The organism is Pseudobutyrivibrio sp. 49, from assembly GCF_900100545.1.
Lineage (GTDB): Bacteria > Bacillota > Clostridia > Lachnospirales > Lachnospiraceae > Pseudobutyrivibrio.
This window is the reverse complement of the sequence record NZ_FNDP01000002.1, coordinates 62028-74361: the sequence shown is the minus strand read 5'-3', so window position 1 is coordinate 74361 and position 12334 is coordinate 62028. Positions and strand designations below refer to the sequence as shown.

The window sequence follows — 12334 nt, the reverse complement described above, 5'->3', positions numbered from 1 at the left end:
AAATGCAAGAAATACATATTTTATTTACAGGCGTTGGAAGACGAATTGAATTACTTAAAGCTTTCAGACAGGCAGCTTTATGTCTGAAGGTCAATCTAAAAATCTACGGTGCAGATATGGCTGGTACAGCACCTGCATTGGCATATTGCGATTTCACAAGACGTGTTTGCGGAATGAAGGAGCCTCAGTATATTGATGAGCTTCTGGAAATCTGTAAGGCGGACAATATCGATTTGCTCATTCCAACAATTGATACAGATTTATTAGTATTATCTCAGAACGCTGGTCGCTTTGATGAAATCGGAACAAAGGTGTTGATTAGCAAGCCTGATAAGATTGCAATTTGCAGAGATAAGAACAATACAGGCGAGTTTTTCGAGTCCTGCGGTTTGAAGGCTCCTAAGACCTACAATGATTATCGCAAATACGATAATAAATTCCCATGCTTCATCAAGCCTAAGGATGGAAGCAGTAGTATTAATGCTTTCAAGGTAGAGGATGCACAGGAGTTGGAGGTATATGCTCATCAGGTGGAGGATTATATTATTCAGCCATTCGTGTCTGGTAGGGAATATACTATTGACATCTTCTGCGACTTTGATGGAAATCCAATTTTCATCACACCAAGAGAGCGTCTTCAGGTGCGTGCAGGCGAGGTTTTGAAGACTCAGATTCACATGGATTCTGTAATGATAGAGGAAAGCAAGAAGCTTATTGCTGACTTTAAGCCATGCGGCCCTATGACAGTTCAGTTGATTCAGGATGAGGTTACTGGAGAGAATTACTATATCGAAATCAATCCTCGTTATGGCGGCGGCGCTCCTTTATCAATGAAGGCTGGCGCCCGTTCTGCAGAGGCGGTGTTGAGATTGCTTTGCGGAGAGTCAGTAGGATACTTTGATGGTGTCATCGAGGATGATGCCATTTACAGCAGATTTGATGACAGCGTATGTATTTCTAGCGGAAAAGATGCACAGCTTCGCGGAATCATTTTTGATTTGGATGATACTTTATATGGTGAGAAGGAGTATGTTCGTTCTGGTTATAAGAAAATAGAAGAGTATCTGGGAATTGCTGGAGCAGCTGACAAGCTTTGGGAGTATTTCAGCCAGGGTAAGGCTGCTATTGATTGTTATTTAGAGTCGGTGGGTATGCTTGATACTAAGGATGAATGTTTGAAAGTTTACCGAGAGCAGATGCCGGATATTCATTTTTATTCAGGCGTGAAGGATAGGTTGATCGCTCTCAGGGAGTCAGGTATTAAGCTTGGTATTATTACTGATGGTCGTGTTGAGGGCCAGAAGAATAAGATAAAGGCTCTTGGATTGGAAGAGTTGGTGGATGACATCATTATCACTGACGAGCTTGGTGGTGTTCAGTTTAGAAAGCCTAATGATATTTCCTTCAGAATTATGCAGAATCGTTGGCGTATGCCCTTCGAGAATATTATGTATGTTGGAGATAATCTGTCCAAGGATTGTCAGGCGCCAAAGCAGCTTGGCATGAAGTTCAAATGGTTTAGAAATGAGGACGGATTATACTTTGTAGATGTAGAGGCAAAAGATGAGGATATCTATAATTGGTAAGGATAGCTATATAGGGCATCATATCGGTGCCAGGTTTTTGGAGGCTTCCGGAAATGAAGTCGTGGAAGTGGATGCCAGAAACGATTTGTGGCGTGACTTTGATTTTACAGGTGTTGATGTTGTGATTCAGGTTGCGGCTATTGTGCACAACAAGACCATTAACGATTGGGAGACCTATCATCAGGTGAATACTGTTTTACCAGTTGAAATTGCAAGGGTTGCAAAGGCCGCTGGAGTAAAGCAGTTTATTTTCCTTAGTACCATGGGTGTGTACGGAGTGGAAAAGAAGCTGGTACGAAATGTTCTAGATGCAGCTTCGGTGCCTAACCCTACAAGTCTTTATGGAAGAAGTAAATACGAGGCCGAGCTGGCTCTTGGCGAGCTGGCAGATGAGTCATTTACAGTCACAGTTGTAAGACCTCCAAATGTTTATGGAAAAGGTTGCAAGGGTGGTTATATTACAGGATTTACTTCCATTGTAAGAAAGTTGCCAGTTATTCCGGCAGCTTATAATGGTGTAAAACAGAGCGTGATTTACATTGATAATTTGGTGGAGCTCATTTATGGCTTGGCTTTGGCTCACAAGGGTGGAGTTTTTATGCCACAGGATGACAAGGCAGTGAGTGCCGTTGAGTTGATGTCTGCCATTGCTTCTGGAATAGGTTTGTCTCGAGGTCGGTCTAAGTTACTGGGCTTGGGAGCATATCTGTTTTCGTGGACTTCTTTGGCTCGAAAGGCATACGGAGGAATCGAGTATGCTGCCGAGCTATCTGAGATAGAGGGAGTGAATTACAGAGTTGTGAGTTTTGAAGAAGGTATCAGAAGGACTGTTGCAAAATAAGAGTCTGTTGATATCTTTGTATTATCGGGAGGATTATCTTGAAAAAGATTTGTTATATAACTACAGTTCCATCGACAATTAATGCTTTCATTTTAGAGAGTGCTAAATATATTCACGAGCATACTGATTGGGATATTACTTTTGTTTGTGATGAGGATGAGGATTTCGGGGCTAGCCTGCCGGAGTATATTCACTATCATCCTATAAAGATGGAGAGAGGAATCAGCTTTGCCGGAATCGGCGCAATGCTTGAGATGAAGAGGTTTTTCAAGGAGCAGAAATTCGATTTGATTCAGTATTCAACTCCAAATGCATCTTTGTATGCATCTATGGCTGGAAAGATGGCAAAGGTGCCGGTAAGACTTTACTGTCAGTGGGGCATGGCTTTTGTAGGCTTCTCTGGATTGGAACGTCGTGTTTTTAAAGCCGTGGAGAAATATGTTTGTTCATCAGCTACTTGGATTGAGCCGGACAGCATGGGCAATTTGGATTTTTCGCATGCTGAGGGGCTGTATCCTAGTGATAAGGGTTCGGTGATCTGGAACGGTAGTGCATGCGGTGTGAAGCTTGATAAGTTTCAGGTGGAGAATAAAGATGCATGGCGTAGTCTTGTGCGTGAAAAATTGTCTATTCCTACGGATGCGTTTGTCTATGGCTATGTAGGACGAATCACCAGAGATAAAGGTATTAATGAATTATTGGCTGCAGCTAAGGATTTATTTGCAGTTGAAAAAAATGCTTATCTGATATTCGTTGGTCCAGATGAAGCTGATGCTACAATAGATGTGAAATTGATGGAATGGGCAAAGGCAGAGCGTAGAGTTATTTTCGCAGGATTCGTAAGTGATGTAGAGAAGTATCTGGCTGCAATGGACACTTACGTGCTTCCTAGTTACCGCGAAGGCTTTGGCATGGGAGTTGTGGAGGCAGAGGCTATGGCGGTTCCTGTAATTGTTTCAAATATTCCAGGCCCAACAGATGCTATGCTTAAGGATGTGACTGGATATGTTATTGAAAAGAAATCTATTCCGGAGCTTTCTGCGGCAATGAAGAGAATAATGTCTGCTGATTTGGAAGCTATGGGTACAGCAGGACGCAAGTTCGTAGAGGAAGGCTTTGAACAGCAGGAGTTCTTTAGAAGAGTTCTTGAAGATAGAAAGAGCCTGATGGGAGAGTTGTAAATATGAATTTAGACTTTTATAAAGGAAAAAGAATATTAGTTACAGGACATACAGGTTTTAAGGGCTCATGGATGTGCAAGGCACTTATCAACGCAGGGGCGGATGTGACAGGCTATGCACTGAAGGCTCCTACAGAACCAAGCCTTTTTGATATGCTTGGATTGGCTTCACAGATGAATTCAGTTGAGGGAGACATTCGCGATTTGGCACATTTGCTCAAGGTGTTTGAGGAAGTGAAGCCAGAGATTGTGATTCACATGGCGGCTCAGCCAATCGTGCGTGACTCATATAAGGATCCTGTATATACATATGAGACTAATGTCATGGGAACAGTTAACATTTGCGAGGCGGCGCGTCGCTCGCCAAGTGTACGTTCTTTCGTGAATGTTACCACAGACAAGGTTTACCTGAACAAGGAGTGGCAGTGGGGCTATCGTGAGAACGAGGAGCTTAATGGATTTGATCCTTATTCTAACTCGAAGTCTTGTTCGGAACTTGTAACATCAAGTTACAAGAATTCTTTCTTTACTGATGAGGAGTACCATAAGATGTATTGTGTGGATGCGCCTGCGGTTACAACATGTCGTGCTGGTAATGTAATCGGCGGTGGCGACTTTGCAAATGACAGAATCATCCCAGATTGTATCCGTGCTGTGTCAGATGGCCAGGAGATTGTTGTGCGCAATCCATATTCTACTCGTCCATATCAGCATGTACTCGAGCCAGTTATGGCTTACCTTATGATTGCTGAGGCTCAGTATAAGGACAGAACATTAGCTGGAAGCTATAACGTGGGGCCAGATGACAGTGACTGTTGGACTACAGGTGAGCTCGTGCAGCTGTTTTGTGATAAGTGGAATGTTGTTGCTGAGGCTGCTGGCTGTTCTGCTGCGCTTAATAAAGCAAAATGGGTTAACAAGCATGATGGTGGCCCTCACGAGGCTAATTTCCTTAAGCTTGATTGTAGCAAGTTGAAGACAATATTTGGATGGAAGCCTGTTTGGAACGTTGAGACTACAATGGAGAAGATTGTTGAGTGGTCGGTGGCTTACCTGAATGGCGAGGATGTTGGGGCTGTGATGGATAGGCAGATTGAGGAGTTTGTAGGGGAGAGATTGGCGCAAAAAAATATTAAAAAGGATTATTAATGAAATAATTAGTGATAATCGGTGCTAGCTGGCACGGAAAAGTAATAGCGGATATAGCATTGAGATGCGGATACGATGAAGTTGTTTTCTTGGATGACAACCCAGCGGTGAAGAAGATGAATATTTATTATTAGGGGGGGGAGATATAGATGAGTAATGGAACACATTTTTATAAATTTTCTAATTTAGAAGAATTGAAGGTGCATTTGGGTACGGATTTAGAAAGCATATGTGATTATATCCTGAGTGATGGCATTGTATTCGAAGGACAATGTGGAAAACTTGATTCATATCTAATTGAGGAATTGGGTTCGTCGATGTTGATGGAATTAATATGTAGCGAAACTGGAGTTGATGTAATTCCGAGTTATAGTAAAGAATCCAGGTTGTATTATCTATATGTTCCAGGAGAAATATCGTCAGACGAAGTTGAAGAGAAATGTGCTCAGTGGGCTAAAGATTATTATGGATGGTTAGAAAGATAAGTTAAATCTTTGGGCTATGGGATACGGGGATGAAACGTATGAAAAACTATTTTTGGCCAATTTATAAATCGTTAGAAGATGAATTTATATCTACGTTTCAATATGTTTTGTGTGACGATTTACAGGCAGAGGTATACTCAGAAAAGTATCTAGATATTTTATTGAGAACTGCCGTCGAGGTAGAAGCTTTATCAAAGATTCTATATGATATTGCGGGTGGACCAATTATTCAAAAAGACAGTGAAAAGTATTTCGATAATATTTGTCTTAAATATTTAAATAAAACATGGTTGCTTGATAAAAAAGTACTTATTGTATCAAACACAGAGATTTTATTTGAAAAATCCGAAAATAAATATCTTAAGCCGTTGAAAAAAGCTGATGAAATTGGAGATAGAGCTATCAGATGGAAGCGGGCTTATCAAGCGGTTAAGCATAACAGAATAGACAATTATAAAAAAGCAAACATGATTAATTGTCTAAATGCGTTAGGAGCATTATTTATTCTCAATTTGTATTATAAAGATTCTGAGTATAAGTTGATGAATGATGCCGAAGTGAATGCGTTCGATTTATCACAAGGTTCGAGGCTTTTTAGTATTAATATATCAAAAGTTAATTCGTTTGATGGTAAACTTGAACCAGATGTAACAGCTATTTACTGCATTAATTATTCAAAAGATTTTACAGAGAGATGGAGTAAAAAACTGGAGGAATTAAATGCTGCCTTGAATGAGGGTATCATAACAAATCAATTATTTATTGATGCTCTTAATACTGGGGAAATACAGATAAGCGATGTTGGGGATGTGGGAAAAATAAGAGACGTTTTTGGTGACAAATTTAATGATATTTTGGGCTTTGCACTAAAGAAGGTTAATATTAATGATTTTATTGCTACTCGAGAGTATAGAGCTTATTTAAATAAATGATAAATTTAAATGCTTTGGACAAGAGGTGGGAGAAAAGAAGAACTTCTAAAAATTTATGTCCTCAGAGGAGGGATAAATTCAAAAATGGTCCATTATAATATAATTATTAAAATATAAAGGAGGTGCTTTTGATGAAGCGAGATATTTGTTTAATTCTAAGTATTATGATGGATCATGAACCTCATTCAATCCATGAGTTGGCAGAAAAGACGAGGTGTAGTGAATTTGATGTAATGAAGGTGTTTCATGGAGGAACTATCAATTATTTATTTGATTTAATCTCTACCCCGTTAGGTAAAGGTATAGAAGCAAGTTGTTATTATCGTTTAAATAAACGCGGCATTTTTAGGACTTATCGATGAGACTAAACTACACATACAGCATAAAATACGAAAATGGAAAAACATATAAACAGAATCCAGACAAAGAGCAGATGGGGATTGAAGTAACCACAGATGAATATCGGAAAGTAGTTGAAGGAGTTCTTTCAGGAGAAGCTATTACTAATATTCAAGGTGTATCGGAATTACTTGCTAGGATGAGTGATGATGTTCTATTTGCAGACAGATTCAAGAATACCGATGGCAGTTCCAGGACAAAAGGGTTGAAGAAGCCAAGGAATATAACAGAGATTGAGTTTTATATGATTGATAGTGAAATTCAAGCATTGAAAGAGATGAACAATCCATTGAGTATCCTTGAAAATCAACCAGAGGAAATGAAGATATACAGGGATGACGGTTCTTATGTAAGCATAAAATCAGAGCTAGGTAAAGTTTATATCAAATCTTCAAAGTCAGGTGCTGGAGCTATGAGTATGGATATTGATACTTTTCTGTGGAAGCTTGATCTACCGATGGGATGGTAGGCTTGTGTAAGCAACTTGCGAATAACCAACCCATAAAATATAATGATTTATAGCTAGCCACGTGACTCTTGTTTAGGAATAATTAGGACTTAGTTTCCGCATAGCATCCTGTTTGCGGCGCTGGCTTTTTTATTTGTTATGGGAGGTAGACACTGTGGAAAACGGGTTAAAAAAGAGTATATGTGAAGAAATTATTAAGGCTGCCAAGAGGAATAAAGTAGATAAAGTAATATTATTTGGCTCTAGGGCCAGGGGAGATTATAAAGAAAGAAGCGATATAGATTTAGCTTTTTGTGGCGGGGATTCTAACGCATTTATTTTAGAAGTGGATGAAGAAATAGATACGTTACTAAAATTCGATATTATCGACTTAGAGCGTCCTGTGCAAAAAGAACTATTGGAATCGATAAAAAAAGAAGGAATAGTAATATATGAAAAAATATGAGAATTTTGCAAATGCACTTAATAATTTGAAGCATATTTATGATTATGAAGATCCGGTAGGTACCGTTGAGATTACTGGTATGGTAGGTTTGTTTGAAATATGTTTTGAACAAGCATGGAAAGCTATAAAAGAGATAATGGAAAATGGGGGATATATGGATTTTAAAACAGGCTCTCCAAGACAAATTATCAAAGCAGCGTACAGTGCGGGATTGATAAACGATGAAGAGATATGGTTGGCTGCACTTGTTGATAGAAATAATGTCGCACATTCTTATAACGAGGCTATAGCAAAGAGCATTATCAATAATTCCAAGCAAAAATATGTGAAAATGTTCCAAGACTTAAAGGATGAAATGGATTCAAATTGGTTGTAATTAAAAGGAGGGGGTTATTATGGCGGAAATGAACACTAAGGCAATGTTTAAGTTATCCTATGGTTTGTTTGTATGTACAGCGGTTCGTGATGGCAGAGCTAATGGCTGCATCATCAACACCGCTATTCAGGTGGCATCGGAGCCCAATCGTATTTCCGTAGCAATTAACAAGGCGAATTTCACTCACGATATGGTGAAAGAAACCGGCGCTTGCAACATTTCTGTCATTAGTCAGGATGCTTCCTTTGATTTGTTCAAGCATTTTGGATTTCAGTCAGGACGTGATGTAGATAAATTTGCTGATTATCCAAAGGAGAATTACAAACAGGCAGATAATGGAATCCCATATATTGTTGCTGGAACTAATGCATACTTTTCGCTGAAGGTTATGGAGACGGTAGATTTGGGTTCGCACACATTGTTTATCTGTGAGCCTACATTTATGACTGTGCTTTCTGATGTACCATCAGTCACATACGACTATTATCAGAATAATATCAAGCCAAAGCCTGAGGCTGTTGGAACCACACCAAAGGGCGAGACAGTTTGGAGATGCCGCATATGCGGATATGAGTATGTGGGCGAGGAATTGCCTGATGATTTCATCTGTCCGATTTGCAAGCATCCAAAGGCGGACTTTGAGAAGGTTGTGAGATAAGAAAAGTGATGGAATCATATCAACAGCAAATATCTGAACTGAAACAGAAAATAGAACAACTAGAGCACGAAAATCTCTGCCTCAAACAATTATTGGATGAGGCAGGGATTTCTTATAATGAGAAGAACATTGCAGGTGCACAGACAGATTACACTCAGGAAAAGTACGAACAAAATCAAGGCGCAAGAATTGAACCAATCGAGATAAATGATAAAAACGCCAATATTTTTTTTATGCTTTTCTGCAGAGGTAGGCAGGATGTTTATGACCTTCGTTATTGTAATCCGAAGACTGGAAAAACAGGCTATTACACACAGTGTTTTAACAGATGGGATAAAGAATGTCATATAAATAAACATGATGGAGTTAGATGTAAAGATTGCCAGATTCGTGCATATAAGCCAGTCACATCAGATTTGATAAAAGCTCATTTGAGAGGGGCTGACCCAAACGGTAATGATGTGGTGGCAATATATCCTACATTAGAAAATAACATGTGTCAGCTGTTAGTTTTTGATTTTGACAATCATGCACAGGGCTCAGAGCAGGAGGACTTTGCAAACATCAATCAAGATTGGATGGAAGAAGTTGATGCGTTAATTGCTATATGCAAAGAATTATCGATTCCTGAAATAGTAGAGCGTTCTCGTTCTGGCAATGGCGCCCATGTATGGATTTTCTTTAAAGAAATGATCCCAGCGAAGCTGGCAAGAAGATTTGGATTTGCTCTATTGGAAAGAGGAGCACAGTCTGTGGATTTAAAATCTTTTAGATATTATGACAGAATGATACCTACACAAGACACACTGCTACCAGGAGGACTGGGAAATGTGATTGCACTACCATTGCAAGGTCGAGCTTTGCGAGAGGGAAATAGTGCTTTTGTTGATGAAAATTGGAATGCATATCCAAATCAGCTTCAGGCGTTAGGGGGCGTTCGCAGGCTAACAAGGACAGAGATTGAAAGCTACCTGTTGCAGTGGAGTAAGCCAATCACAAACGAAGATGATGAGAATTATATTCCATGGAAGGATACAGATAATATATCTGCTTCAGATGTAGAAGGTTATGTGGATATAACGATTGCTGATAAGTTGTATATAAAGAGGAGTAATCTATCAAACGGGTTAAAGAGAAAACTGAGACAGCTGGCGGCATTTTCAAATCGAGACTATTATAGAAATCAGGCTATGGAAATGCCTAATTATGATACTCCCAGATTCATATATCTCGGTGAGGATGTAGGAGATTATATTGCACTACCGCGAGGTCTTAAAGAAAAGGTAGAGGAGCTCTTGAGGGCTTCAAGTATTAAATATCAAATTACAGATGAACGCGAATATGGCAGGAAAATCAAAGTGTCTTTTTTAGGGGAATTAAAGGACTCACAGCAAGAAGCCCTAGGCACTATGATGAAGTACGACGAAGGGATACTTCATGCTGCAACTGCGTTTGGTAAGACAGTAGTATGTTGTGATTTGATTGCCAAACATCAGGTTAATACTTTGATTTTGGTGGATAAAGCTGAATTGATGAATCAGTGGACAGAGCGACTGAAAGAATTTTTAGTAATTGATGAAGAGCTTCCTGAGTATAAGACTAAAACTGGACGTGTAAAGAGGCGGAAAGATTTAATCGGAAATTTGCAAGGTGCACATGATTCATTGACAGGTATAGTTGATGTTGCAATGATTAGATCGCTAAAGAAGAAAGATGGATTACATCCATTTTTGAAACAATATGGTCAAGTTATTCTAGATGAATGCCATCATGGTGCCTCAGATTCTGCTGTCGAAATATTAAGAGAAGTTACTGCAAGATATTTATATGGTGTCACGGCGACACCTAAAAGAGGCGATGGAAAAGAGAAAACTAATGAGCTTTTGCTTGGTCCAATAAGGTACAGATTTACTGCTAAAGATAGGGCGAAGGAGCAGGGAATACCGCATTTGGTTTATCCAAGATTTACAAGAACAGTTGTCAGCCATCATTTGAATAAGTCTCCATATGGTAATGATGCATATGAATTGATTAGGAATAATGATGTCAGGGATAAACAGATAGTAAATGATGTAGTGGTATGTGTTGAAGCGGGAAGAACACCTGTAATACTGACAAAATTTGTAAATCATGCAGAGAAGTTGTTTGCTAACATGCAAGGTAAGGCTGATAGAGTGATTCTTCTCACAGGTAAGGATGGGTCAAAAGCTAGAAGGGCACAAGTGGCTGAACTTAATTCAGTTGGGGAAAATGAAAGCTTGATTTTAGTAGGAACAGGTTCTTTATTGGGAGAGGGATTTGATTATCCACGTCTAGATACACTTTTTATGGCTACACCAATCAGAGGGGAAAATGTGGTTGAGCAGTATGTTGGTAGATTAAATCGAGATTACTCAGGTAAGGATAAAGTTGTTGTTTTTGATTATGTAGATATTCATATTCCGAAGTTTGACAAAATGTATTTGTCACGATTAAAAGCCTACAAGAAGATAGGATATGATATTTGCACAGGAATAGAGTGGGAAAAGCAGGAGGCTAACGCCATTTACGGCATTGATACTTATGGAGTAGTTTATAATAGAGATTTAGTGGAAGCAAGGAAGTCTGTTGTGGTTTCTAGTCCTCGTATCAATACGAATAAAGTAGAAAAACTTATCGAATTGCTGTCACCTAAATATGAGCAAGGTGTAAATATTACGATAGTAACTTGGCATCCAGATGTTTATGTGTATGGTAAAGATTATGTGAGAATGGAGCTCCTGGAGAGACTTAGACGCGCTGGATTCGAAGTGAGACTACGAACTGAGGATTGTGAAAGATTTGCAGTGATTGATAATCAGATTGTGTGGTATGGAAGTATAAACTTATTATCAAAAGAGGATGCCGATGACAATATCATGAGAGTATGCGATGATAAGATTGCGGCTGAGCTCTTGGAGTTGATGTGATAATAGAATAGAATGGCATTTGACAATGCGCATATAATGCGTATAATTATAAATGAATTAAATATTCCGTTTTCGAGGTGGCAAGATGAAAAGACAAATTTTAATTAAAAACCTTGAAAATGCTGGCTATTATCTGTTGAGACATGGTGGAGGTCATGATATTTATACTAATGGAAATATTCAGTTAGTTGTGCCGAGACATAAAGAACTCAATGAGATAACGGCAAAGCAGATTATCAAGAAGGCGGGGATTTAATCCCTACCTTACTTGGTATCTCTGTCATTTAGCTTAGATTAGAAAGGGGAAATTACTATGAAAGTTGCTTATCCAGTATTAATTAAAGAGTATGGGGAAGATTTTTTAGTATTTATTCCCGACTTAGATGGTTATACTGAAGGTAAGGATTTGGCAGATGCAATTGAAATGGCTAGAGATTACATAGGTATAGCCTGTATGGATAAAGAAGATGATTTGCCAAAATCTTCTAACTATAAAGAAGCGGTAAAAAAAGCAAAGGCTAACAAGGAAGTATTTGATTATTCAGATGGGTTGCAGACAATGGTAGATGTAGATCTTACTGAGTATAGAAAGCAATATGACAATCGTGCAGTACGAAAAAATTGTACTATACCATATTGGATGACAGTAAAAGCGGATCAAGCTGGATTAAATTATTCTAGGGTATTGCAGGATGCAATTGCAAAACTCCTTAATTTAAATTACAATATAAACAATTAAAATTTGTCTTTTTAAAAGAGCTAGTAGCGGTCAGGCCGACTAGCTCTTTTGTGTGTTGCGAAACACTAGAACAATAGAGACATATAGTCTCGCCCGTTTTATCGAAGTATGCTAAAATATACCTTGA

At 38.8% G+C, this 12334-nt stretch carries 15 protein-coding genes; all 15 read left to right on the top strand.

The window, feature by feature from the left end:
- The first annotated feature begins 2 nt into the window (after positions 1-2).
- The 15 genes from BLP54_RS03705 (at position 3) to BLP54_RS03640 (ending at position 12207) form a co-directional block, all read left to right on the top strand.
- The gene (locus tag BLP54_RS03705) at positions 3-1586 is read left to right on the top strand and encodes an HAD-IA family hydrolase (protein ID WP_090166905.1); all 1584 of its coding nucleotides are present in this window, start codon (positions 3-5) and stop codon (positions 1584-1586) included.
- Positions 1564-2427, top strand: a complete 864-nt coding sequence (locus tag BLP54_RS03700) for an NAD-dependent epimerase/dehydratase family protein (RefSeq protein ID WP_090166903.1) — start codon at positions 1564-1566, stop codon at positions 2425-2427. The genes BLP54_RS03705 and BLP54_RS03700 overlap by 23 nt, the downstream gene beginning before the upstream one ends.
- A gap of 38 nt (positions 2428-2465) precedes the next feature.
- Positions 2466-3608: a glycosyltransferase gene (locus tag BLP54_RS03695; protein ID WP_090166901.1), complete on the top strand. Its 1143-nt coding sequence runs from the start codon at positions 2466-2468 to the stop codon at positions 3606-3608.
- Between the two features lie 2 nt (positions 3609-3610).
- Positions 3611-4756 carry a CDP-glucose 4,6-dehydratase gene (gene rfbG, locus BLP54_RS03690; RefSeq protein WP_090166899.1) on the top strand — a complete coding sequence of 382 codons (1146 nt, stop codon included), beginning with the start codon at positions 3611-3613 and terminating at the stop codon, positions 4754-4756.
- 11 nt (positions 4757-4767) lie between these two features.
- Entirely contained in the window at positions 4768-4890 is a 123-nt protein-coding gene (locus BLP54_RS16330) for a PglD-related sugar-binding protein (protein ID WP_176754456.1), read from the top strand.
- 15 nt (positions 4891-4905) lie between these two features.
- On the top strand, positions 4906-5241 hold the full coding sequence (locus BLP54_RS03685; protein WP_090166897.1) for a hypothetical protein: 336 nt from the start codon (positions 4906-4908) through the stop codon (positions 5239-5241).
- Positions 5242-5279: 38 nt separating this feature from the next.
- A complete protein-coding gene (locus BLP54_RS03680) occupies positions 5280-6173 on the top strand; it encodes a hypothetical protein (protein WP_090166894.1) in 894 nt (297 codons plus the stop codon).
- 131 nt (positions 6174-6304) lie between these two features.
- On the top strand, positions 6305-6535 hold the full coding sequence (locus BLP54_RS03675; RefSeq protein ID WP_090166892.1) for a hypothetical protein: 231 nt from the start codon (positions 6305-6307) through the stop codon (positions 6533-6535).
- Positions 6532-7041, top strand: a complete 510-nt coding sequence (locus BLP54_RS03670) for a hypothetical protein (protein WP_090166890.1) — start codon at positions 6532-6534, stop codon at positions 7039-7041. Before BLP54_RS03675 ends, BLP54_RS03670 begins: the two co-directional genes overlap by 4 nt.
- Positions 7042-7195: 154 nt before the next feature.
- Complete coding sequence (locus tag BLP54_RS03665; RefSeq protein WP_242870617.1) at positions 7196-7486, top strand: nucleotidyltransferase family protein; 291 nt, start codon at positions 7196-7198, stop codon at positions 7484-7486.
- Positions 7473-7862 carry an HI0074 family nucleotidyltransferase substrate-binding subunit gene (locus BLP54_RS03660; RefSeq protein ID WP_090166888.1) on the top strand — a complete coding sequence of 130 codons (390 nt, stop codon included), beginning with the start codon at positions 7473-7475 and terminating at the stop codon, positions 7860-7862. Before BLP54_RS03665 ends, BLP54_RS03660 begins: the two co-directional genes overlap by 14 nt.
- 28 nt (positions 7863-7890) lie before the next feature.
- Complete coding sequence (locus tag BLP54_RS03655; RefSeq protein WP_090167127.1) at positions 7891-8520, top strand: flavin reductase; 630 nt, start codon at positions 7891-7893, stop codon at positions 8518-8520.
- 8 nt (positions 8521-8528) lie between these two features.
- Positions 8529-11468 carry a TOTE conflict system archaeo-eukaryotic primase domain-containing protein gene (locus BLP54_RS03650; RefSeq protein WP_090166886.1) on the top strand — a complete coding sequence of 980 codons (2940 nt, stop codon included), beginning with the start codon at positions 8529-8531 and terminating at the stop codon, positions 11466-11468.
- Positions 11469-11553: 85 nt separating this feature from the next.
- Entirely contained in the window at positions 11554-11724 is a 171-nt protein-coding gene (locus BLP54_RS03645) for a type II toxin-antitoxin system HicA family toxin (protein ID WP_090166884.1), read from the top strand.
- A gap of 57 nt (positions 11725-11781) precedes the next feature.
- Positions 11782-12207 carry a type II toxin-antitoxin system HicB family antitoxin gene (locus tag BLP54_RS03640; RefSeq protein ID WP_090166882.1) on the top strand — a complete coding sequence of 142 codons (426 nt, stop codon included), beginning with the start codon at positions 11782-11784 and terminating at the stop codon, positions 12205-12207.
- Positions 12208-12334: the final 127 nt, after the last annotated feature.